The organism is Ruegeria sp. THAF33 (assembly GCF_009363615.1).
In the GTDB taxonomy this organism is placed as follows: Bacteria; Pseudomonadota; Alphaproteobacteria; order Rhodobacterales; family Rhodobacteraceae; genus Ruegeria.
On the sequence record NZ_CP045384.1, the window covers coordinates 3,391,072 to 3,414,619 of the forward strand.

Consider the following 23,548-nt stretch of genomic DNA (forward strand, 5'->3'; position numbering starts at 1 on the left):
GGAAATACCTTTGGTGCATGACCGCCCTATTTTCGCCCAACGCGGCACGTAGGACAAAAGCTTCGAAGTGAGTCTCGGAGAACCGCGTGCGTAACTGGATCAAGGCGATCGTGCTCTGTGTCTTGCCATTGGCGGCCACGGCGCAGGACACTAGGCTGGAAAGCCTGGATACGTCGGATTCCGGGCGCGAGTGGATGGCTGTCGGGCGGTTGGATATCGCCGGCGCAGGGTTTTGCACCGGAACGCTGGTGTCGCCGACCCTTGTACTGACAGCGGCGCATTGCCTGTTCGACAAAAGATCAGGACAACGGATCAACCCTGCGGATATCGAGTTTCTGGCCGGGTGGCGTTTGGGACGTGCGTTGGCCTATCGGACCGCGCGCCAGGCTGTGATCCATCCGGACTACCAATATGGCGTCGATTCTACGGCCGACCGGGTAAGCGCGGACGTGGCATTGATCGAGCTGTGGCAGCCGATCCGCAATACAGCCGTCATTCCATTTGAGTCGGGCGATCAGCCCAAACGTGGCGCTGAAGTGGGCGTTGTGTCTTATGCGCATGACCGATCAGAAGCTCCGTCGCTGCAACAGGTCTGCTCGGTCATGAACCGGCAGGCCGGGGTTATGGTCATGTCCTGCGATGTTGATTTCGGGTCTTCGGGGGCACCCGTTTTTTCTTTCACGGGCGCGCGTCCTCAGATCGTATCGGTGGTTGCGGCCAAGGCCAGTATGGACGGCCAGAGTGTCGCAATTGGAACCGCGGTTGAGCATTCGCTGCAATTGCTGCGTGACGAACTTTCTGCGGGGCGGGGATTTGGGCTTTCCTCGTCCGGATCGGGAACGAACAAGAACATAGGCGCAAGGTTCATTCGACCATGATGAGAGTCTTCTGGAGCCTGTTATTGGGCCTGAGCGTCTTGGCAACATCGCCGCAAGCGCAATCCAACAAGCGCAAGCTGACCGACCGGGATGACCTTTATGGTTGGGAGGCTATCGGTCGGCTGGATGTCCGCGATGCCTCGTATTGCACCGGCACGTTGATCGCGCAGGACATGGTGCTGACCGCAGCCCATTGTGCGGTGGATCGTCGTACCGGGAAGACTTATGTGCCCGAAGATATCACGTTTCGTGCAGGCCTTAGCAACGGCAACGCCTTGGCCGAGCGTCAAGTCACGCAAATCGCCCTTCATCCCAGCTATGGGGCGCAGAACCCGCTGTCGCACGAAGGTGTCCAGTTGGACGTGGCCCTGATGCGGCTGAACGAGCCTATCCCGTATTCGGTCGCCGACCCTTTTGCGCTGCACAGCGGCCGTGTTCCGGGCAACGAGATCAGCATTGCCTCGTATGGGCGCGGACGGTCCGAGGCGATCACCCGAGAGCGTTCGTGCCGTATCATCGACCGCAGGCAGGGTCTGATCACCTTTGATTGCGACATTACTTTCGGGTCTTCCGGGTCTGCAATTCTGGCGAAAAACGGTGCGCGCTGGCAGATCCTGTCCGTGGTATCGGCAGTAGGGACGAACGGCCGCAGAAAGGTGGGGTTTGGCATGGAGCTTGACGGGATCGTCGCCGAGCTCAAGGCCATCATGCGGCGCGATGCACCTCAGCCCAAAGCGTCGATCCGCCGATTGCAGGTCGGGTCCGGTAAGTCAGGATCTGGTGCGAAATTCATCAGTTCTGGCGGGGGTTGAACTCGGCGAAATCGCTACCCATGTGATGTGTATCGGACCGCCACAACGGGGTCCGGTACCTGAAATCGCCCGTCCAGTCGGAGGGCACTTATCGCAAATCGCTCAAGAATGAGGATATGACACATGCGTACGTTTGATTTTGCACCGCTGCACCGCGCCACCATTGGCTTTGACCAGATCGCCGACATGATGGATCGCGTTCTGACCAACGATGGGGCCCAGCCCAGCTATCCACCCTACAACATCGAAAAAACCGATGTCGACACCTACCGGATTTCGGTGGCCGTTGCCGGTTTTTCGGAAAACGACCTGACCGTGGAAGTGAAAGAGAATTCGCTTGTCGTGGCAGGTAAAAAAGCCGCCGAAGACAAAGAGCGCACCTATTTGCACCGTGGCATCGCCACCCGCGCGTTCGAGCGTCGGTTTGCACTGGCGGATCATGTCCGCGTCACCGGTGCGAGCCATGAAAACGGCATGCTGAACATCGAACTGAAGCGCGAGGTTCCAGAGGCCCTGAAACCGCGCCGGATCGAGATCACCTCGGCCAAAGCCATCGAGAAGGATGTGGTGGACGCCAAAGCCGTGAACTGAGGCTTCTGAATATCCCGCGGCAGTTCACTCCTCCCGGACTGCCGCAACACACGCCCCGCGTTCCTCCAGACGCGGGGCGTTGTGTTTTGGGCGTGTGCGAAAACTGGTTCCCAGCAAATTATCCGCCTGATAGTCTTGGGTATTATGGAAAGCCGACCAAAACGTCGACTAGCAGCTATCCTGGCAGCCGACATCGCCGGCTACTCAAGATTGGTTGGTCTGGACGAAGAAGGTACCATCGCAAGGCTTCGCCTGATCCGCAGCGACGTCATAGAGCCGGCGATCGCCCGGCATTCAGGGCGCATCGCGAACACTGCGGGAGACAGCTTTGTGATCGAATTTCGCAGCGCCGTCGATGCGGTTCACGCTGCCGTGGAAATTCAGGCCGACCTTGCAAAGAGAAATGCGGGTACCGATCAAGATAGCGTCATCACGTTTCGGATCGGCCTGAATGTCGGCGATGTGGTTTCGAACGGGGATGACATCCTTGGCGACGGGGTGAACGTTGCCGCGCGGCTCGAAGCACTGTCAGATCCCGGTGGTATCATTGTTTCACAATCCATCGTCGATTATGCGCGCAACAAAGTGCCCTATAGTTTTGCCCCGATCGGGCCACAGAACGTCAAGAACATCGCAGACCCAGTTCAGGCCTTTCGCGTAGAAGCGGAAATTTTGCCTTCACCGCGAAAAAGCCGCACACTGAGGAAATCCCGCTGGCTGCCGCTGGCGGCTCTGCTCGTGATGTTGGCGGCTGTTGGGCTTTTTCTGACGAAACCGTGGAAGGCTGGCCAATTGCGCGCATCAGAGGCGCAGATGGTTTACCCTTTGCCGGACCTGCCTTCCATCGCTGTGTTGCCGATTGCGAATTACACCGATGACCCATCCAAGGAGATGCTGATCAACGGTATCTCTGAGGATTTGATCACGGACCTGTCCCGAATATCCGGATTGTTCGTCATCGCCGGTAATTCATCCTTCGCATACCGCGACAGAAACATAGATATCGCACGTTTCGCTGAAGAACTTGGGGTTCGCTACGTCGTTGACGGCAGCGTGCGACGTGCGGATGAAGACTTCCGGATCAACATTCGCCTGACCGACACATTGAGCGGGCGATTGATCTGGGCGGACAGGTTTGATGGCGCGATTGATGACATCTTTGAAGTGCAGAAAACCATTGTTCTCGCAATTGCTCAGGAGCTGGATCTTCCACTCGACCCTCAAAGCCGGCAAGCCATCGAAAGCGTGGAAACCCAGACCATTGCAGCACGCGAAGCCTTCCAACGCGGGTGGGAGTTGTATTCGCAGTTCAACGAACAGGACAACCTTGCGGCAATTCCCCATTTTGAAAAGGCCGTGGAACTGGACCCGGATTATGGGCGTGCCTGGGCGACGCTTGCTCTGGCGCATTTGCGACCGCACATCTTTCATCATTGGAATGGGTTTGCAGAGTCAGGCGCGCAAATGCATATCGGCCTGTTTTACAGATATTACCGGGATGTGATGGAGCAGGATACCGCCCTGGTGCACGTTATCCGGGCTATTGTCAGTCTCAACCTTCCGGATTGGGACAGTAACCTACGGGTAGGTCGGGGGACGGAAGAAGCCAGACGAGAAGCAGCGAAAGCCATCGCGCTGCAACCCAGCGACCCCGAGGCGCATCTTACGATGGGATGGGCGCTGATTGCAGCTGGTGAGCCCGAGGAAGGATTGGCCTTTGTACAGGCTGCGACCCGGCTGGATCCCAATTATCCCAGCCACTACGCGCTGTTTGAAGCGGCGGCTCTTTACGCATTGAATGACCTGACGGGCGCGGCAGATGTGATCGAGAAAGAGTTGAACAGAAATCCGCAGGCAACCGAGCTGATGCCATTTGCAGCCTCGGTTCTGGCCCTGAATGGAGATCGCCGTGCGGGCAGGGCCATCATCGACCGATGGCAAAAGGGCAAGCATGCCGGTGTCATACAGGACGCTGTTCAGAATTACTTTTTCATCATTCGCTGGGTCGGTGAGAACCAGCATTTGAACGCCCGGCTGAACGACGGGCTGCGTCTGGCGGCGTTGCCTCCGGAAAAAACCATAGCAAGTCTGAGGGCGGACCTGTCACGGGGGGATGCCAAAGATCAGCGGACGGCAGCCCAATCGCTGGCCCTGTTTGGTCCCGAGGCAGAGCCAGCGGTGCCGGAATTGATCGCGCTTCTTGAAAGCCCGTCGGTGTTTGTCCGCAAAGAGGCAGCCATTGCATTGGGGAAAATAGGTGGCGCGGCGTCCTCTGCATTGCCCGCGCTGGAAGCCATGGTGGACGGTTCGTTACAGGGAAAGTTCGCGACCCGTGCAATCGAACAAATCCGCGACAAATCCGCAGAATAGCCGTGTCAGCGTCGATTGGGTCACCGCCATGAACAGTCAAAAGACGACGCGATTGCGTTTCCGGACGCGGGGTCTCTGCCCACCGCAATGGGACAGAGACCGTATTGGATCAGACCGACATGCAGACGTATTTCATTTCCAGATAGTCTTCCATGCCGTGATGGCTGCCTTCGCGGCCCAGACCGGATTGCTTGACGCCGCCGAACGGGCCCAGCTCGGTCGAGATGATGCCGGTGTTCACGCCGACGATACCGTATTCCAGCGCTTCGGCCACCTTGTAGACGCGGCTCAGGTCCTTGGCATAGAAATACGAGGCCAGACCAAAAATCGTGTCATTGGCCATGGCGATCACGTCGTCTTCGTCCTCGAATTTGAACAGCGGGGCCAGCGGGCCAAAGGTTTCGTCCTGCGCCACCAGCATGTCCTGCGTCACGCCGGTCACGATGGTTGGCTGGAAGAACGTGCCGCCCAGATCATGAGGCAGACCACCAGTCAGAACCGCGCCGCCCTTGTCGGTCACGTCCTTGATATGTTCCTCGACCTTGGCGACCGCGTCGGCGTTGATCAGCGGGCCGGTGGTGGTGCCTTCGGTCAAGCCGTCGCCGATCTTGAGTGCCTCTACTGCCGTTTTCAGTTTGGCCGCGAATGCGTCATAGATGCCGGCCTGCACATAGATACGGTTCGCGCAGACACAGGTCTGGCCATTGTTGCGGAACTTGCACAGCATCGCGCCTTCGACGGCGGCATCCAGATCGGCGTCGTCGAACACGATGAACGGTGCGTTGCCGCCCAGCTCCATCGAACATTTCATGACCTGATCGGCTGCCTGGCGCAGCAGGATGCGGCCCACTTCGGTCGATCCGGTAAAGGTCAGCTTGCGCACACCGGGGTTTTCGCAGAACTCCTTGCCGATCTCACTGGCCTGCGACGAGGGCACCACGTTGAACACGCCCGCAGGTACGCCGGCCTGTTCCGCCAGCAGCGCCAGTACCAGCGCCGACAGGGGCGTTTCGGTGGCCGGGCGCGCTACAAACGCGCAGCCGGCGGCCAAAGCCGGGCCTGCCTTGCGCGTGATCATCGCGTTGGGGAAGTTCCACGGCGTGATTGAGGCCGCAACGCCGATCGGCTGTTTCATCACCATGATCCGCTTGTCGCGCTGATGGCCGGGAATGGTCTCGCCATAGACGCGCTTGGCCTCTTCACCGAAGAACTCGATGAAAGACGCGCCATAGCCGATCTCGCCGATGGCTTCGGCCAGGGGTTTGCCCTGTTCAGCGGTCAGGATCCTGCCCAGATCCTCGGCGTTTTCCATCATCAGATCGAACCAGCGCCTCAGGATGGCTGCACGTTCCTTGCCGGTCAGTTTGGCCCATTCCTTCTGCGCGGCTTCGGCCTGTGCGATTGCTCCGGCGACCTGAGCGCGGCTGACGTCTGCCACTTCGGCGACCACATCGCCCCGAGCGGGGTTTGTGACTTTGAACGTGCCATTGTCACCGTCTACCCAGTGACCGCCGATATAGGCTTTGGTTACAAGCAATTCGGGGTTCTTCAGGATTGACTTCAGATCGGTCGTTGCGTCCAGCATGATAAGCCTCCGGCGTGAATTGGGTTGCGCGCACCCAATCAGGTGATGTCTCAATTGTCTATGGCCACTCTGGATGTGGGATCAATCCAGATTTGATCAAAAAAATACTTAACAAGTTAAATTAATCGAGTCACCCGAAATCTGCGCGTTTCATTGGCCGGTCTCGCCTTTCTTTTTGCCAAGGAGTTTGCCAAAGTCTGGGTGAATTTTGAGACCCAGGGGATGTAAATCAGTGTAACATTCCCTATCTTATTGGGTAATAGAAGAAAAAAGGGATAGAAGCGATGTCGAACCAGCAATTCGAAGCGTTGATAGAAGAGACTCAAGCCAAAGTGCGCGAAAGCCAGTCTCAGATCGAAGGGCTGACCTCGCGCATTGAAGCGGCCCGCGCCAAGATCGGCACTGCCGAGGCCGATATCGACATCGAAAACGCCACGCTCGAGGATGTGCACGCCCATACCGAGGTGATGAACGCCAATATCGCCGAGCTGATCATGGGGCTGGACGACGTCACCAGCGCGTTTTCCAAGGATTTTGACGAGATGCGCTCGAAAACCGGGTGGGAGTCGTTTGTCGGCATCTTCTCGAAAGGTAAATCCGAGTCGATGCGGCAGGAGCGGATGCGCACCGCCAATATCGATGACAAGCTGCAAGACCTGATCGCCAAATCCGACGTGATCGTCAAACTGCTGCAAGGGCAGTTGGCCGTGCTGGAGGAACAGCGCGTGAAGGTCGAGGACAACCTGACCGTCACGCTGGACGATCGCGAGGCGACTGTGGCGGAACTCGAGGCGCTGCGCGCCGAGATTCAGGGTATGGATCCGACGATCATCACGCTGGAAAACAAGATCAGCGTCGAACAGGACGCCGCCGCGCGTACCCAGTTGGAAACCGAACTGGCCGAGCTGAACAAGCAATACAACGCCAAGGTTCAGGAAGAACAAGTCAAGTTGGCCAAAAGCCAAACGCTGGAGCGTTACATCGAAAAGGGCAAGACCTGGGTCGATTCGCTGCAAAACCAGGCGGCGACGCAGATGGTGCTGATCAACAAACTGCAAACAGACACGCAGCAACGCGTGGTGCTGTATGATGCCCTGACCAAGTCGCTGAAAACCGCGCAGCAGCAGGACGTGGCCCACCGCATCAACGAGATCGGCGTGCAGACCGACCAAGAGGCTCAGACGGCAATGGCCGCCATCGGCACCGCGACCAACCAGAAAATGGCCGACATGCTTGAGGCGCACGAGGACCACATGGTCTTTGCCCGCGACGTGCTGGAGAAAAAGGCCAAGGCGGACGAACGCTTTGCCCGCCGGTTCGCATCGATTGTCGAGAAGCATGATAAGAATTTGTATGGGTCTTAATGCTGTTTGGTTTTGAGAACCCGCATCGACCGACTCGAATAAAGAGTCTCAAAGAACTTGACCCAAGCTTTAAGCCAAGATGGTTCAAGATTTGCTTTGGAGCAGTTCTGTCGTGTTTTCCCTTTGCCTTCTTGGCTGTGATTGGCAGTGAACTAGAGATGCATTGGCTTATGTTGCTGAGCATGCTGGGAATGATTTTTGCAGCGTCGACAACATTCTTAGTTTGTTTCGTCCCGTTCGTGCTTGCCTTCGTCGGGTACTGGTGGCCATGGTTAGGCTTAAAGTCTGTTCAACTAGACAGTTGGCTGCAACGCGATCTGGATTGGGGTGGAACGAAATGACTAACCCAACCCAAGACCATGTTGGCCTGACCGACACTTTCGCCTCGCGCCGCTATTTCCGCAAATTCGAGGTAATCACTGTCCACCTTCTGCGCGTGGCCGCGACGATGGAGGCTGAGGGCGCGATCAATAAGCAAGAGGTGCGCATCGTGTCGCGTTACCTCTCGGGGTTGCTCTACACCTTCCGCGCGCTCAGCATGAAATACCTTCTGGTCGGGCGCGATACCGGGCGGTTCTTTGGCAGCCTTGCCATGGACAAGCGCGACAGCGGGTTTCCGGTGGCGGCCGAGTTGCTGACCATGGCCAATGACGCGCAGCAGGCGCAGGTGCATCTGGCGAACATGCCCTCGGAAGAGGATCTGAAAACCGACATGGTGCGAACGATCATTGGTGAGCGGGATATCCCGACCAAGTTGCAATTCGCGCTGTCCCAAAGGCTCTATTACGAGGAATTGTTGAAAGGTCAGCTGTTCTGGGCCCGCAACGATCCGGAATGCCACTGGATCGGGAATGAGGGCGAGCGACGCAAGTTCCTGATCCATTGGGCGGTCTATGACAGCCAGATCAACCTGCCGGTGATCTATCTGATGCAGCTGGAGGATAGCGGCAAAACCGCCCTTCCCAAAGACCAACGCCGCTGGCCCGAGGTGCAGGCGCATCTGATGGCGCAATCCTTGGGCGGGCTGAAACTGGTGACCATAGCCAAGGGGTTCGATCAGGATTTCGACGACCTGCACCCCAAACATTTGCGCCGCATCCATGTGGGGCCGATGTATTCCTCGACCTATACCGAGCAATCCGGCCCCCTGCGGCAGGTGTTGGAGGACGCACAGGCGCCCGAAGGTCAGGATTGGGCGCTGGCCTGGACCACCGAGGAGTTGGAAAGCGAAGAGGTGATCGAAGAACGCGCCGGTTGGTTTTCCACCGTCGAACGCGAGGTCTTTGCACTGGACCCGTTCGGCGGGCAGGGGGCCGAGACCGGGGCCACGCGCACGCAACGCTCGATCATCCTGCCCCAGCGGCCATTTCAGGTTCTGGCCGAGCGCAACCCGCCAGGCTTTGCCGATGTGCGCAAGTTCGTCGTCAGCAAGACCGGACAGGTGCTGAGATATTGAATTTTTCGCCTCCGGCGGGAGTATTTTTGAAAAGATGAAGCAAGGGCGGTTATTGAGATGAGTTTGACGTCAGATCAGATGGAATTGCGCGAAGACGACATTCGCAAGCATTATCCCGCAGCGACCGCCCTGTTGAACGGGTTCGAGCACGCACCGCGGATTGCCAAACTCGTTGAGGCCGCCGTCGAACGGTCTCCGGGTGTGTCGACGGGGCGGCGGTTTCGGTCGACGACACCGGGTTTGGTGACACGGCGCACGGTGCGCGCGGATGGGGTGCATCTGGTTGAACGAATCGAGGCGTCGGATGATGGCGATACGCTGGTCTCACCCCCGCAGGCGACTGCGCAGCAGGCCATCCGGCGCGCGATTGCCATCGCTCTGGCCGTGGCCGAGGCCTATACGGAGCAGACGCCGTTGGCCGATCTGAAACGTGCCAATTTGGCCGGGGATCTACCTGCCGCGCGCAAGACTGAATTCTCGGAATTGCTGACCGCCGAGGCTTTGATCACGCTCCATACGTTCGGCAACGCGCTGGCCTATCTGATGTCTTCGCATCTGGGCGAAACCACCGTTGATCTCGGTGAGATCGAAGAGGTTCTGACCGACAATGGCCAGCTTGCCCTGCATGGCGCGCTGTGGGAGCTGGATCAGGTGCTGGCCAAACACGCCCCCGACGACGCCCATCTGATCGCGGCTACCAGCGCTTATGCCGAACAACTGATGGAAAAGGCCGCCCTGCGTGCAGGGTCCGCAGGCCATCTGGCCCCGTTCCAGAATGCTGCCTGGCATATCGAGGCGGATGACCTGACCATCCGGGGGTTTGAGCCGGCCTCAAAAGCCAAATCCACCACGCTCACCATGACGTTCAAGAAACCGAATGAGGTGGTCGGCAACCATATCGCCAAATATCAGGCCATGAAACTGGCGAAGATGGTGATGGCCTACGACTTCGACCGCCGCCTGAACCCGTTTGCCGAGCTGGGCGGGTTCATCTTTACCTTCATGGGCGACGGCAAGCCGGGTACCGGCAAAACCACCCTAATCCAGATGATGGCCGGGCTGATCCATGATTATTGCCAGAACGCTGGCTATCCGTTTCGCTATCAGAACCTGAGCACCGACAATATCGACAGCTATCAGGGCAAGTCCGGCCAGAACGCCAAGGCCTTCATCAACGCGATCATCGACCCCTCGGTCATCGGGTTCGGCACCATCGACGATATCGACCAGCTGGCGGGCAAGCGCGGCGACCGGCAATCGTCAGCCGGTCAGCTGGAAATCACTGCCGTGCTGATGGAGAGCTTTGCCGGCGCCAACACTGTCGTGCGCGGCAACTGCACCTTTGGCATGTTCTCGAACTACCCCGAGAATGTGGACGACGCCCTGCGCCAGCGGGCGGGCGCGCGGTTCCTGGTGGACGGGCCGCAAACGCGCGAGGATTACATCGACATCCTGCACCTGCTGATGGGCCGCAACCACGACATTCCGCTGGGCGAGCACGAAGCCTATGCCGCGCAGGAAATCAAAAAGGCCGTCGCCGCCAGCTTCGAAAGCCATTCCCGCCCGCATGAGGACGCCTTGCTGCAGGTCTATGACCGGGTCTCCGGCGAGATCGGCCAGATGGATACGATCGCCAAGCTGGGCACCTACCTCAAGGCGATTCAACAGGCGGATGAGCGGTTCACCGGCCGCGCGATCAAGAACATCACCGACGCGGTCAAAGTCCGCGCGATGGATTTCGAACTGCCCGACGAATGGATGGAGAACCCGGACCTGTTCCTATTCCGCGACTACGACACCAAGAAGGCGATGATCGAGGACCTGCGCCAGCCGATTACAGTCGAGATGGTGATCCAGGAGATCAACCGCTATGCCGACAGCGAGTTCCGCTATGCCGACAAGAGCGACGAGGTCGCCATCGAGAACGCCGTCCGCGAGATGGACCGGATGGAAGAGGCCAAGCGACGGTATCTGGAGGGGAAGGGGTAGAATTCATTTATGAAAGCAATTGAGAAAATAGTCGAAATCCCAATCTATTGGGACGACCTGAAATCGCTTTCACTTGACGAGAAAGCCCTTCTTGCGTTGGCAAGCAACGCCGCTTCTGAGTCTAATACGATTAGCAAGCTGTACTTGTTTTCCACTCACAAGATGACGGGGGACGAAATCGTGGACTCGGCGATTTCAATTCAAATCATGGTTTTGCTAAGATACTGGTCTGCAAAACTCTTTGAGTTTTTTGAAAGCATCTCCGAGATATCCAATTCCCGCGGTACAAAAGACGATAACGTTATTCGTCTCGCCAAGGAATCCTTCGATGCGTTTTCAATACTTGAAGAACTTCGTGGATACGAAATTGCCCGCGCCATAAGGCACGAAGCTACCAATCACTATTCCTTCAAGGCCGCCAAAAAGATCATCGGTCACGTTTCAGATCGAGCGAACTGCAAGCTATACTTGCACAACAAAGATGGGAACTCATGGTATCCATTTGGCGAAGAAGTAATGTTTAGTGGGCGTCTAAACCGAGCCGGCGCATCCCTTAGGACTAAAGAGGAAAAAAACCAGCTACTGAAAGACTGGTTGGACTGGAACCTGAGTGCGACACGGTGGGCTAACAAAGCATACGAGTTGATCGCAACCGAATTGGTTTTGGATCGCTTGCCGGATAGAAACGCGAGACAAAAATTGCTATGGTTAGAACCCGAGCTTGTGGGTGAAATTGAAGGGCGAAAAACACCGGTCTTTCTGAGAAACGGGGTAGGCAGATGATCCGCCTCATCGAAAAAGGCCTGATGTTTGGCAACCTCGTCCACATCTCCAGCCCGGCTCTGGTCGAGCGGTATAACCGCGCGCTGCAGCACCTGGCGGGCAAGACCACGGCGCTGACGGATTTTCATGTCGATATCTCGGGCTATTCGCCGGAGGTGGGGATTGAGCTGGACGACCCGCTCTACCTCAACCCCAACGGGGTCAACCGGCAGTTCATCCTGCTGACAACCGAGCAGAAACGCGCGCCTCTGTTGAACGTCAAATTCTCGACCTCGCGTGATATCCTGCGCGAATTCATTGAGATGAACGAGGCGCAGTTGTTCGCCCTGACCGCCACCGATGCGGTGGCCGGAGAGCTGGTGAACTCGGTCTTCAAACTCACCACACCGCGCGACCTGTTGAACCTGCGCAAGATCGAGATCGAGGCCGACACGGTTGGCGGCACCCTGCGCAAGGCCCAGCAACTGGCGGGCATGGTCGAACGGTTCAAAACCGAAGAGGACGCCTGGTTCGATGATGTGCTGATCGCCAGGATGATCGAAACCGCTAGGGAGACCGGTGACGTCACCCGAAACCCGGTGCGCCTGCGTCATACGGATTTTGAGCAGCGAAATTTCTGGACGGCACATTTCGGTGGGCTTTATCTTTTTCCCGATGTTGATCACCCGGCAGCGATTTGCATGGGTGAAAAGCCTGACGACCTGCCGATCAAATACACGTTTGATCCGTCGCAGCGGAACCAGATTGCCAAATTTCTGGACTACAACGATCTGGTTGAGCCCATCGTCAAGGCGCGCGGCGTGGATGCGGCCGCGATCCTGCAACAGAAGATGGATTTCCTGACCGTCGATGCGGCGGCAGATGCCGATGTCAACCTGACCGGGCTGGATCGCAGCGACATGCGGCGGTTGGCCCGGAACCACGCGGATCGCCTGCCGCAGGCCTATCACGGGCTTGCGCAACTGCTGCGCTGGGCAAGTGACGGGGGTCCGTGGCCGCGCATCACTTCGGACCACCCGGCCTATTTCTACACGCTACGCGCCGCCGATACGCCGAACCGCGATCTGGTGAACATGCTGTTGTCCGAATTGGCCCCGCTGGACCCGCGCCAGATGTTCATCTGCCACAAAGAATTGTTCTACCGAACATATTCGGGCTGGCCCGAGAGCAAGAAGGCCTATGTGGCCGACTTCCTTGCACGCGAATATCAGGTGGACAAGCAAGGCGCCCGCGCCGCCCTGTTCGGACATGAGCCGGATATGAGCGGCGACGATCGCGTCAGCGATGACATAATTGCCCGGGTCGGTCCGTGGGGTACGGTGAGGAAAGGTTGAAATGATTGGATTGTTGCGCCTTTTGCTGATCTTGCTGGTGATCCAGACGATTGCCTATGTCGGGCTGTCTTTCTATTCGCGCAGCATACGCCGGCGCAAACTGGAGAACTGGTGGGACGAAAAGGGCAAGACGGGCAACAAAGAAGCCTTTGTCGAACGCGGATTGCATGTGTATGACAACTCGTTTCGGCGTAAACTGATCCTAGGTGTCTATATCGTGCCGTGGGTGGCGATTGGCGCGCTGATCTACATCGTGAACTACATGTGAGGGTTTAGGCATGGCCTATGTGAAATGGGCGTTCATTATCATTTTCTGGGGTACGATTGCCGTGATCCTGCAATATTCTCTGCCCCAGCATGACATTGTGCGCATCGTCAACACCTATGAAGAACGGCAGGATCTGAACGACTGGACCCGGATCTTCTGGTCAGAGCCGGAAGATCAATCCACCAGCCTGTCCAACCGGGATGTGCAGTTCATTCAGGCGGTGCGGGCCAACGGAAAACCCATCGTGTACCGAAATGAGGATACCGGCTGGGGATGGCCCCCGTATTTCAAGTTCGACACGGCGAACCTGTATACCGAGGCCAATGATGCGAAATCCACCAAAGAAAACCCGAAATGGGTGGTCGTAACCCACTACGGGTGGCGTAACGAATTCATGTCGATCTTTCCCAACGCCATTTTCATCAAAGACGTTGAAGGGCCGGATGTTCGGATCATTCCCTGGTTCAATATCATCTTCCTGACGATCTTTGCGGCGTTCGTCTGGGCGATATGGGTGCGTTGGCGCAGGTTCCGGCAAGCACGGATTGATCCGATGATCGAAAACGTGGAAGACGGCCTATATGCGGCCGGTGACGCCATAGAAGAGCGACACAACAGATTTCGACGCTGGCTGGACAGTTGGAAATCGAAATAGATACAAGCTTTGGTGGGCGTGCCAGCAGCGCGCCCATCCAGCTGGCGGTGCCCTTCACCTGACGATGAATTCCGCATGCAGCGCGCCTGCTGCCTTGATCGTTTTCAGAATGTCGATCATGTCCTGAGGCGAGACCCCAAGCGCGTTCAGACCTGCGACAACCTCGGACAACGTGGTGGCCTCGGGGATTTCGGCGAGGCCGGTTCCCTCTTCTTCCTCGATCCCTGCGATTGTACGTGGCACGACCACTGTTTCACCTCTGGCGAACGGGTTGGGCTGCACCGCAATCGGTGCTTCCTGAACCGTCAGAGTCAGGTTGCCTTGAGACACTGCAACACGCGAAATTCGGACCTCCTGCCCCATGACAATGGTGCCAGAGCGCTGATCGACAACAACGCGCGCTTTCGATTCAGGCTCGACCAGAATGTTTTCGATACGCCCTATAGCGTGGGCTGTCGAAAGCGCCTGCGTCGCCGCGACGTTGATCTCAACCGTGCCGGAATCCCGCATGATTGCCACGGCTCTGTTGAACTCGGTGTTTATCGCGGTTTCGATGCGCGCGGCTGTGGTGAAATCAGGCTCTCTGAGCGCAAGGCGCATCTGAGTGAGAGTTGACAAATCGAAGTCAATTTCACGCTCGACCCTTGCACCGGATGGGATCACGCCCGAAGTTGGCACCCCACGCACGACCGAGGCTGCCTCTCCTTCAGCCGAAACGCCACCTGCAAGGATTGTGCCCTGCGCGACCGCATAGATTTGGCCATCGGCAGCGTTAAGCGGGGTCATGATCAATGTTCCACCCAACAGGCTGCTTGAATCGCCTATGGCTGAAACCGTTACATCGATTTGACCCCCCACCCGTGCAAAAGGCGGCAGGCTGGCCGTGACCAATACCGCTGCCACGTTTTTGGGCCGGAAATCCTCACCTGTGACGTTGACGCCAAGACGTTCGAGGATATTGGACATGATTTCTTCGGTGAAAGGCGCGTTGCGTAACCCATCGCCGGTTCCGTTCAAGCCGACCACCAGGCCGTAACCCACCAGATCGTTGCCCCGTACACCGTCAAAATCCACGAGGTCCTTGAGACGGATTGTCCCTGCCCAAGCCATGCCGGGAAGGAGAAGCAGGAGAAAAATCAACGCCCTCATCTCAGAAAGTTCACCAGCGACAGGTTCGCATTGCGAACGGTTACGGAATACAGGCTTTCCAACTGAAATTGCACCGTTTGCAGTTTCGCTGCCGTCTCATAAGGATCGGCCGCGATCAGTTCGTTTCGGCTGAATTCCAGGCTGGTTCGGGCCGACGAATTGCGTGTTGCCGCCTCTTCGATGCGGGCTTCGGCCGCCCCGACCTTTGCCCGGAGTTTGACGGTGGCATCCTGTGCGTTGGCCAGTTCGACCCCTAACTTCGTGAACAAAGCGGTGCGTTGATCGGGCGAAAGTGCCAATGCGCTGTCGGTGGCCAGCGCCGCAACGGCGACATCCCTGAGTGCGGCCTTGAACGCCGGGTCCGTTGCCGTGATCGGCAGCGTGACGCTTTCGTTTTCCGAAATCTGCATCGGAGACAGGGTGCTGTTTGACCCCTGATAAATCACGGCGTCGAAACCGGCTGGGTCATTGAACCAGTTTTCTGCCGCCAGCCTGATATCAGCGACCGTGGCAAGCCCCGTCAACTGCGATTTCAGCGCCGTCAAAAGATCGTTCGAAGATTGCAGGGGCGACACATCGGTGGCGGCACCGGAAAACAGGCTGCGCCCTCCTACGCGCGTGTTCAGTGCCGAGATCATCGTGTCCAGCTCATTCTTCGCCTGCTGGGACGCTTGTTCATGATTGACGGGCTGATTGGCGGTTCCGTAAGCCAGCAAAGACGCGGTCATGTCTCCGACCGAATCTCCGAAGGTTTTCAGGCTCAGTTGCATGGTATCGGTGAACAGGGCCGCTTCGGACGTTGCGATGCCAAAGGCGTCGAGTCTGGCGAGGCTGCGGTCGAGATCCAGAATTTGCGAATAATCCCCGCCAAGCCGCCCCGACACGTCCTGTACCCGCCCGGTGGACATTTCATAAGACAGGGTTTCGATCTGGGTTTTGATATCTGTTGCGCGGGTTCGCAAGGTCATTCCTCGCGCCAAATCGCCGATAGAAGTGATATTCATGGTCACAACCTCAGAAGAGTTTCCATAAGCTCGTCAATAACCGAGATGACACGAGCGTTTGCGGCATAGGTCTGTTCGACCTGCATGAGCCGCTGTAGTTCCTGATCGGTATCTACGCCCTGCGCGGCCTCGATCTGCGCCATTTGCTGCTGGAAGCTGTTTGAAAAAGTCTTGCTTTGATCTGCGGCATGGGCGTGTGCGCCCGCTTTCGACAACAGGGCCTCGGTCAACTCGGCAGCGCGCATGTTTCCCGTGCCGAACAGCCCGCCGGGTACCGGACGTGCGTCGTTCAATATGTTCCCGAACGCGCGCAATTGAGCAGCCTGCCCGGGGTCACCCGGAGTTGCGGCACCCAGACCCGCGCGCAGTTTCCAACTGTCCCCGCCATCGTCAGGGTCCACGGTTGAATTGAGTGAAATCCGTGAAGCAAGCCCGACAACAGATGCAGGATCAAATCGGTTGCCGTCGTCGGTGAACAGACCAGGATCTGTCGCAATAGCCGACGAATCCAAACCGGGCGTTTCAAATCGTTCAATCAGGTCCCTTGCAACCGTGTCGAGCTGAACCTGCGCCTCGACTGCCAAGTCGTCGCGGATGGTGAACTGCGCCATCAGTGCCCCGCCGCGTATTTGAGCGTTGTCTCCACTTGTCCGTACCGGGTTGCCGTTCATCTCCAGACCGGACAACAGACCATTTGCCACGGTCATGTGAGGCTTTGTTTCGCCGGTCGTGGAAAAAGTGAACTCCGAGGCCGTGCCTTCCAGCAGGATCAGCCCGCCCTCCGAGTACAGGGATACCTGATCATTGGCGCGCGGCACGACATTGACCGGGATCAAGGTATTGACCTGGTCGATCAGGACATGCCGCTGATCCAGCAGGGCACCGATGTCACCGCCAGAGTTTTGAATGGCGGGAATCTTGGCGTTCAGGTCTTCGATATCTTTCAGAGTCTGATTCAGGGTGTTGATCTGGGCGCCAATTTTTCGATCAGCATCCGAGCGTGCCTGGCGTACGCCTTCGGACGCCGCGTTCAGCTCGTTGGTCAGATCGCGGGTCGAGCGCGCAACCTGATCCAGCCGTTCGATCGAGTCAGGCAAACTGGCCGCCGTGATAAAGGCGTTTTCCAACGAGGACAAACGAGTAGACAGCGAAGGGCCGTCATCAGAAGACCCCACCAGTTGTTCGAACCGTGCGTGAAATTCTGAAACGTCCGACCGAAAGGCGAGTTCGGCATCAGACGAACGTCTGTTGGCGGTCAAAACCGGATCCTGATGCCGGATCACGCCAACGGTGCGTACGCCATTTCCGGATATAGGGCTTGTTGCAAGTTCCAGGGACCGGCGCGCATAGCCTGGGGTCAGCGCATTCGCGATGTTTCCGGACACCACAGCGGCCCCGCGACTGGCCGCAGTCAGCCCGCCCAATGCGTTATTGAGTGCTGTCGACATGTTCATGAGGCCGCTCCTTTCTTTGGGTCAGAGCTGGATTAACGTTTCAGGTTTGTCGTTTCCTGCAACATCTCGTCCACCGTCTGGATCACCGTTGCGCTGGAGGAGTAAGCACGTTGCGTCTGAATCAATGAGGTCAGCTCGGTCGCTACATCCGTGGTGGATTCCTCACGCGCGAAAGAAACAAGATCCCCGGTCGGGCCTTCGCCGGCATTCCAAAGAAAGAAGGTACCGCTTTCACGGGAAGGCGCGTAAGTCTGACTGTCCAACGCGGTTAAACCGTTGGGATTGGGTACATCTGCCAACGGAATCTGGTACATCCGGCGACTGACGCCGGTGTCGTAGAACGCGTAGACATATCCTCTCTCATCGACCTGAACGCTGGTCATTGTTCCCACGGCAGAACCGTCACGTGTGATCGAAACAGGCGCGAACGTGTCGGACAATTGGGTTATCCCGTCTGCATCTCCGATCAGGCCGATATTGACCTCCATCGCTCCGCCGGCGACGTTGACCATGACACTGCCCGTTGCTGGATCATAAGCTCCGCCAGAAACAGGTGTGACGCTGGCCAGAGTGCCGCCTGCCGTACGGTTGTCGGTGAATGTCAGCGTGTATTCACCGATGACTGCGCCACCCGACGCCGAGTCACGCAAGACCATGGTCCATTCGTTGCTGCTGCCGGTTGCGGGAACCGTTGGGATCAGCTGGATATCGACGCTTTCAGACTTGCCGAGATTATCGAAATACTCAACCGACAAAGGTTGAACGTCGCCCGGCGCGCCCGCATTTGTCGCCGTGGCCGGAAGGTTCATACGCAGTTTCATTTCTGTGGTTGGTGAACCCGACAGCTGGTTCACGCTCAGCTGAATGGGTTCAAGCGCGGCGGGTGTATCGCGCGAAACCGGTGGAATAGTGCCATCAGGTGCCGCGGGCCACCCCAGAAGAACAAGGCCTGATTCGGTAACCAAATACCCTTCTTCGTTGGTGCGGAACGACCCGGTGGTGGTCAGTAGCATCTCGTTCGAATTATTCCCGATCTGCGAACTGGGGCGCACAGGCAACATGCCGCGCCCGCGAACTGCCAGATCGGTAGAGTTGCTCGTCGTCACCAGGGGCCCGCGTTGATCAATCATGCGCTGGCTTGTCGTCCGCACGCCGCCTGCCGAATAGCTGCCACCCTGGCCCGACGTGACCATTGAATGAAAATCCGTCTCGACCCGTTTATACCCATAGGTTGAAGAATTCGCGATGTTGTCGGAAATCGTCGCCAACCTGTTGGCATTGGCTTTCAGCGCCGCCACACCGGCATTGAGCGAAGAGGAAATGGTCATGGGTGCGCCCTTCTGTTGCGTCCGTCTTTGATGCAACAGGTAACGCGCTGCCCCTTAACAGCGCGCTAACATGTAAAATACGCTCTATCATTTAGGGCTGGCGCAGAAAGATCACTTCGATCCTGTTGTTCCGCGCAGCCATGGGATTGTCGGCGAACAATTCTCGGTCTGCATGGCCCGTAACACGATCCATCCTTTGTGCCGCAACGCCCTTGTCCTGTAGCAATTGACGCAATTTTTGGGCCCTTGCCGTGGACAACTCCCAGGCTGTGTTGCGCGCCTGTACGACCGGAGATGCGCTGACATGCCCTTCGACAGCGATCGAATTGACGACAAGATCCGAGGCTCGGGCGAGGATCAGGGCCAGGGACCGCAGAAAGCTGGTTGGCTTGTCAGAACCCGATTCGAACAATGCCTGATCGTCGGTGTCGAACAGTTCCACCACCAATCCTTCATCGGTGACCCGTGTGACGATATGCTTGAGCAGTTTGCCCGAGACCTCGCTTTCACCCGTGCGCCCCAGCAGTTGCGCCTCCAACGTAGAGAAATCTTCCTTGGCCCCTTTGCCGCCGCCCACGGCTTTCACTCCGATCGAACCACGGGCCTGATGCGATTCGGTCGGATGTGTGGTTGTGGCACCCTGACCGTCTCGCAGCAGCACTTCTTCAGACAGCATGCTGTCGCCACCAAACGCCCCGTCCCCGCCGCCGGATTCCGGGCTTAGCGGGATTGTCGGTGCGAAATAATCCGCCAACCCTTTTCGTTGCTGTTCCGTTGTTGCGTTCAGCAGCCACATCAACATGAAGAAGGCCATCATGGCCGTCACAAAGTCGGCATACGCGACTTTCCACGCGCCACCGTGATGGCCATCGCCACCCGATACACGCTTCTTCTTGATGATGATTGGCGCCGCATTGGTTTGCGCACCCATCTCCACCACCTTTTTATCACCCGACTATTGGAATAGCAGTGCAGGTCTTAAGGCGGCCTTAATACTTAAAACTGTTCCGAGTTCACTAACGCGGCAGGCCGGCCGAGGCACGGCGCAGAATCAGGGACAAGCGGTTAAAGCTGTTTTCAATTCCTTCGGAATCGGGTTTGCCGAAAAACGCGTCCAACTCCTCATGAACGCGCACGGCCTGATCCAAGAGCGGATCTGATCCTTCTGAATACAGCCCGGCCTTTATCATGACTTCAGATTGTTCGTAGCTGCCGACAAGTTTGCGGGTTTCGTTGATCATCTGGTTCTCTGCCTCTGACGCGGCCTCTGGAAGGCTGCGGGATACGGATTTGCTGAGGTCGATGGCCGGGAAGCGCCCGCGTTCGGCAATCTCGCGGCTGAGTACGATATGCCCGTCCAACACACCGCGCAGAATGTCAGCGATGGGTTCATCCATGTCGGACCCCGCAACCAGGACGCTGAACACGGCGGTGATATCACCCTGCTCCTGCGTGCCGGGGCCTGCGCGTTCACACAGATTGGCAATCAGGGGGGTGACAGAGGGTGGATACCCTCGGAGCGACGGGGCTTCGCCCATGGCAACGGCGATTTCACGGTGCGCTTCCGCGAAACGGGTTACCGAATCGGCCAGAAACAGGACGTTCAGCCCCAGATCCCGCAGAAACTCTGCCGCCGACATGGCCGACCACGCGCACCGTCTGCGCGCCAATGCAGACTGGTCGGACGTCGCAGCGACCACGATAGTGCGCTTCATGGCTTCCGGGCCTATGGCGCGGGCAACAAACTCGTTCACTTCACGCCCACGTTCGCCGACAAGAGCCACCACAACCACGTCAGCCTGCATGTAGCGCGCCAGCGTCGACAGCAGCGTCGATTTTCCCACACCCGATCCCGCAAACAACCCAACGCGTTGACCGCGTACAATCGGCAGCATGGTGTTGAGAACCGATAGTCCGGTGGCCATCCGCTTTCCCAATGGCTTGCGCGCCACCGCAGGCGGGGGGGCTTGCATGATATCGCGATCCTGTGGCCCGTTCAGCAGGGGTTTTCCGTCCAGCGGTTTGCCAAACGGATCAATGACGCGCCCAAGCCAGTGCAATGCGGGCGCGAACCCCGGCGAGGGATCAAGGTACACACGGTCCCCGAGGCTGACACCGTCCGGGGCGGAACCCGGAATCATGTGGATATGGTCTGCACCGACATGCAGCACTTCACCGGCCAGATCGGGCCCCGCGCGCCGCCGCAATGTAAGCAAGTCTCCGATTCGCGCATGTTCGTTGAGGCCACTGATCTCGATCAACCCTTGTGCGACGCTACTGACCAGGCCCACGTGGCGGATCAAAGTCATCCGATCGAATTCATGTTTCAGAAGCATCGGGTCGAGATCGGACATCTTGGGTTCTCCAATTGGGTTCTGAAAACGGTTTCTAAAGGAATCGGGGTTAAGCCTTGATTGAAATTGATCGAGGGAGAAGCCCCGATGTTCTATGACTTGAACGTCCTTAAGACTGCGTACGCAATGGCAACCCATGCCGGGCAACGGCAGGCGGTGATTGCGCGCAACATGGCCAATGCGGATACGCCAGGCTACCAGCCGCGCGATATCGAACCCTTCCATACAGCACTTGAAACCTCGGGACGCGAAGTGACCATGGTGGCTACGCGGCGGGGTCATCTGCACGGCGGTACAGGTGCGCAGCCCTGGGCAGAGCACCAGGCCGTTCCGTCGGGTGATCCAAATGGCAACGGTGTATCGCTTGAAGAAGAGATGCTGAAATCGGTCGAGGTCAAACGACAGCACGACCGCGCGTTGGCGATCTACAAATCCTCGATGAACATCCTTCGCACCAGTCTGGGGCGTGGTTAAGGGGGCCGAGGATGAGCGATTTTTCCCACTCACTTGCGGCATCCGCCAGCGCCCTGCGTGCGCAGGCAGCCCGTCTGCGCCACGTGTCCGAAAACATATCGAATGCGGATACGCCAGGGTATCGGCGCAAGACGGTGCCGTTTGAGACCATAGAAAAAGATGGTCAGAACGTGGTGAAAGCTGGCCGCGTAAAGCTTGATCGACGCGACCTGACACGAATTTTCGACCCCGGCCACCCGATGGCAGATGCCAGCGGTCACTATCTGGGATCGAATGTCGATCTGATGATCGAAATCGCTGACGCGCGTGAGGCGCAGCGGAGCTACGAAGCCAACCTCAAGATGTTCGATCAAACACGGCAAATGTCGTCGTCGTTGATGGAATTGCTCAGAAAATAAAGGACAGCCAGAATGGACATCCGATCCCTGACCGCCGCACAAAACTATGCCGGCGCACGCCCCGCAACACAGGCCGATCCCGAACATACCGGGATGGCGCAGGGGCTGAAGGCAAGTTTTCAGGACTTTGCATCCACGTTGAAACACAGCGAGCAGATGTCGCAGACCGCGATTGTCGGGCAAGCCGACCCGCACGCGCTGGTGCAGGCGCTGGCACAGACCGAACTGGCCGTCGAGACAGCTGTGATAGTTCGCAACAAGGTGGTCGAGGCCTATCAGGAAATCCTTCGGATGCCGGTCTGATACCATGCTGAGCGAAGGTCTTTTCTATGACATCGTGCGTCAGGCTCTCTGGATCGCCGTCATCACATCGGTCCCGATTCTGGCAGTTGCTCTGGTGTCAGGCCTGATCGTTGGTCTGTTTCAGGCCCTGACGTCGATACAGGAAATGACACTGACCTTTGTTCCCAAACTGATCGCCATCGTCGTCGTGTTCTGGATCTCGATGGGGTTCATGACTCAGACCCTTGTTACGTTTTTCACCGGTACGCTTGTTCCATTGATCGCAGGAGGTCGCTGATGGACACCGCCTATGTCACCCTGTCCCGCCAGTCCGGGCTGATGGATGAAATGCGCCTGGTGGCGAATAACATCGCAAATGCCAACACGACCGGCTATCGCCAGCAGGGGCTGGTGTTCTCGGAATACATTCGAGATATGCCGAACAGCCCGTCCCTCTCCATGAGCCGGGCCGAGGCGCGAAATTCGTCAATGCAACAAGGCGTGCTGACGCAAACCGGCGGGCAATTTGATTTTGCCATCGAAGGCGACGGGTTCTTCATGGTCGAAACCGAGAACGGCAACCGGCTGACGCGGGCTGGCAGCTTTTCTACCAATGCCGATGGCGATCTGGTTTCAATGGATGGTGCGCGCGTGCTCGATGCCAATGGCGCGCCTGTGTTCATCCCGCCTGATGCCGCGTCAATCGATGTCGGCAGCGACGGAACGCTGAGTGTCGATGGCCAACTTCTGGGTCAGCTGGGCGTTTTCAACGTCGCCGACACGAACGAACTTGTACGCGAAGGAAACACTCGTTTCCGCACCGACGGTGCGATTGAGCCGGTCGACGAGCCGGTGGTTTTGCATCGCTTTCTCGAAGGGTCAAACGTGAATGCGATTCAGCAAGTGACCCGTTTGGTGGAAATCCAGCGCGCCTATGAGCTGGGGCAAAGCTTTCTTGAGAGTGAAGATGAGCGCGTGCGTGGAGCACTCAAGGCGCTGATGCGCTGATTTGGATGAGGA

Annotated in this window: 23 protein-coding genes; 16 read left to right on the forward strand and 7 right to left on the reverse strand. The window is 57.7% G+C overall.

What is annotated here, in order from left to right; all coding sequences use genetic code 11:
• Nucleotides 1–86: 86 nt before the first annotated feature.
• From FIU92_RS16945 to FIU92_RS16960, 4 genes are all read left to right on the forward strand, one after another.
• Nucleotides 87–878 carry a serine protease gene (locus FIU92_RS16945; RefSeq protein ID WP_171171842.1) on the forward strand — a complete coding sequence of 264 codons (792 nt, stop codon included), beginning with the start codon at nt 87–89 and terminating at the stop codon, nt 876–878.
• The gene (locus FIU92_RS16950; protein WP_152459731.1) at nt 875–1,690 is read left to right on the forward strand and encodes a serine protease; all 816 of its coding nucleotides are present in this window, start codon (nt 875–877) and stop codon (nt 1,688–1,690) included. The genes FIU92_RS16945 and FIU92_RS16950 overlap by 4 nt, the downstream gene beginning before the upstream one ends.
• Before the next feature lie 123 nt (nt 1,691–1,813).
• Nucleotides 1,814–2,281 carry an Hsp20 family protein gene (locus FIU92_RS16955; RefSeq protein WP_152459732.1) on the forward strand — a complete coding sequence of 156 codons (468 nt, stop codon included), beginning with the start codon at nt 1,814–1,816 and terminating at the stop codon, nt 2,279–2,281.
• A gap of 144 nt (nt 2,282–2,425) precedes the next feature.
• Nucleotides 2,426–4,651 (forward strand): tetratricopeptide repeat protein, encoded by a 2,226-nt coding sequence (locus tag FIU92_RS16960; RefSeq protein WP_152459733.1) that lies wholly within the window; start codon nt 2,426–2,428, stop codon nt 4,649–4,651.
• Nucleotides 4,652–4,760: 109 nt separating this feature from the next.
• Here the strand turns inward: FIU92_RS16960 and FIU92_RS16965 are convergent, their stop codons facing one another.
• Entirely contained in the window at nt 4,761–6,236 is a 1,476-nt protein-coding gene (locus tag FIU92_RS16965) for an NAD-dependent succinate-semialdehyde dehydrogenase (RefSeq protein WP_152459734.1), read from the reverse strand.
• Between the two features lie 284 nt (nt 6,237–6,520).
• Between FIU92_RS16965 and FIU92_RS16970 the strand changes: the two genes are divergently transcribed.
• The 7 genes from FIU92_RS16970 to FIU92_RS17000 all read left to right on the forward strand — a co-directional run bounded on the left by FIU92_RS16970 (nt 6,521) and on the right by FIU92_RS17000 (nt 14,085).
• Nucleotides 6,521–7,600 carry a hypothetical protein gene (locus FIU92_RS16970; protein ID WP_152459735.1) on the forward strand — a complete coding sequence of 360 codons (1,080 nt, stop codon included), beginning with the start codon at nt 6,521–6,523 and terminating at the stop codon, nt 7,598–7,600.
• Between the two features lie 337 nt (nt 7,601–7,937).
• Nucleotides 7,938–9,056, forward strand: coding sequence for a hypothetical protein (locus tag FIU92_RS16975; RefSeq protein WP_152459736.1), 1,119 nt, complete (start codon nt 7,938–7,940; stop codon nt 9,054–9,056).
• A gap of 57 nt (nt 9,057–9,113) precedes the next feature.
• A complete protein-coding gene (locus FIU92_RS16980) occupies nt 9,114–11,045 on the forward strand; it encodes an ATP-binding protein (RefSeq protein WP_152459737.1) in 1,932 nt (643 codons plus the stop codon).
• Nucleotides 11,046–11,054: 9 nt separating this feature from the next.
• On the forward strand, nt 11,055–11,828 hold the full coding sequence (locus FIU92_RS16985; RefSeq protein ID WP_152459738.1) for a hypothetical protein: 774 nt from the start codon (nt 11,055–11,057) through the stop codon (nt 11,826–11,828).
• On the forward strand, nt 11,825–13,162 hold the full coding sequence (locus FIU92_RS16990; protein WP_152459739.1) for a DUF6638 family protein: 1,338 nt from the start codon (nt 11,825–11,827) through the stop codon (nt 13,160–13,162). Before FIU92_RS16985 ends, FIU92_RS16990 begins: the two co-directional genes overlap by 4 nt.
• A 1-nt stretch (nt 13,163) precedes the next feature.
• Nucleotides 13,164–13,430, forward strand: coding sequence for a hypothetical protein (locus tag FIU92_RS16995; protein WP_152459740.1), 267 nt, complete (start codon nt 13,164–13,166; stop codon nt 13,428–13,430).
• A 10-nt stretch (nt 13,431–13,440) separates the two neighbouring features.
• Nucleotides 13,441–14,085: a DUF1523 family protein gene (locus tag FIU92_RS17000; RefSeq protein ID WP_152459741.1), complete on the forward strand. Its 645-nt coding sequence runs from the start codon at nt 13,441–13,443 to the stop codon at nt 14,083–14,085.
• Nucleotides 14,086–14,139: 54 nt separating this feature from the next.
• On the opposite strand, the gene FIU92_RS17005 is transcribed toward FIU92_RS17000, so the two are convergent.
• The 6 genes from FIU92_RS17005 to FIU92_RS17030 all read right to left on the reverse strand — a co-directional run bounded on the left by FIU92_RS17005 (nt 14,140) and on the right by FIU92_RS17030 (nt 21,374).
• Nucleotides 14,140–15,234, reverse strand: a complete 1,095-nt coding sequence (locus FIU92_RS17005; protein WP_152459742.1) for a flagellar basal body P-ring protein FlgI — start codon at nt 15,232–15,234, stop codon at nt 14,140–14,142.
• Nucleotides 15,231–16,238: a flagellin gene (locus FIU92_RS17010; RefSeq protein WP_152459743.1), complete on the reverse strand. Its 1,008-nt coding sequence runs from the start codon at nt 16,236–16,238 to the stop codon at nt 15,231–15,233. The genes FIU92_RS17005 and FIU92_RS17010 overlap by 4 nt, the downstream gene beginning before the upstream one ends.
• 2 nt (nt 16,239–16,240) lie before the next feature.
• Complete coding sequence (gene flgK, locus FIU92_RS17015) at nt 16,241–17,692, reverse strand: flagellar hook-associated protein FlgK (RefSeq protein WP_152459744.1); 1,452 nt, start codon at nt 17,690–17,692, stop codon at nt 16,241–16,243.
• A gap of 32 nt (nt 17,693–17,724) precedes the next feature.
• Nucleotides 17,725–19,020 (reverse strand): flagellar hook protein FlgE, encoded by a 1,296-nt coding sequence (locus FIU92_RS17020; protein WP_152459745.1) that lies wholly within the window; start codon nt 19,018–19,020, stop codon nt 17,725–17,727.
• A 91-nt stretch (nt 19,021–19,111) separates the two neighbouring features.
• The gene (locus tag FIU92_RS17025) at nt 19,112–19,951 is read right to left on the reverse strand and encodes a flagellar motor protein MotB (protein WP_152459746.1); all 840 of its coding nucleotides are present in this window, start codon (nt 19,949–19,951) and stop codon (nt 19,112–19,114) included.
• A gap of 85 nt (nt 19,952–20,036) precedes the next feature.
• A complete protein-coding gene (locus tag FIU92_RS17030) occupies nt 20,037–21,374 on the reverse strand; it encodes a FliI/YscN family ATPase (RefSeq protein ID WP_172978517.1) in 1,338 nt (445 codons plus the stop codon).
• An 87-nt stretch (nt 21,375–21,461) separates the two neighbouring features.
• On the opposite strand from FIU92_RS17030, the gene FIU92_RS17035 reads away from it, so the two are divergent.
• From FIU92_RS17035 to FIU92_RS17055, 5 genes are read left to right on the forward strand one after another with little or no spacing between them, the layout of a single operon-like run.
• A complete protein-coding gene (locus FIU92_RS17035; RefSeq protein ID WP_152459747.1) occupies nt 21,462–21,848 on the forward strand; it encodes a FlgB family protein in 387 nt (128 codons plus the stop codon).
• A gap of 11 nt (nt 21,849–21,859) precedes the next feature.
• Nucleotides 21,860–22,246 carry a flagellar basal body rod protein FlgC gene (gene flgC / locus FIU92_RS17040; RefSeq protein ID WP_152459748.1) on the forward strand — a complete coding sequence of 129 codons (387 nt, stop codon included), beginning with the start codon at nt 21,860–21,862 and terminating at the stop codon, nt 22,244–22,246.
• A gap of 12 nt (nt 22,247–22,258) precedes the next feature.
• The gene (gene fliE / locus FIU92_RS17045) at nt 22,259–22,549 is read left to right on the forward strand and encodes a flagellar hook-basal body complex protein FliE (protein ID WP_152459749.1); all 291 of its coding nucleotides are present in this window, start codon (nt 22,259–22,261) and stop codon (nt 22,547–22,549) included.
• 4 nt (nt 22,550–22,553) lie between these two features.
• The gene (locus tag FIU92_RS17050; protein WP_152459750.1) at nt 22,554–22,826 is read left to right on the forward strand and encodes a flagellar biosynthetic protein FliQ; all 273 of its coding nucleotides are present in this window, start codon (nt 22,554–22,556) and stop codon (nt 22,824–22,826) included.
• The gene (locus FIU92_RS17055; RefSeq protein WP_171641966.1) at nt 22,826–23,536 is read left to right on the forward strand and encodes a flagellar hook-basal body complex protein; all 711 of its coding nucleotides are present in this window, start codon (nt 22,826–22,828) and stop codon (nt 23,534–23,536) included. The genes FIU92_RS17050 and FIU92_RS17055 overlap by 1 nt, the downstream gene beginning before the upstream one ends.
• Nucleotides 23,537–23,548 lie beyond the last annotated feature (12 nt).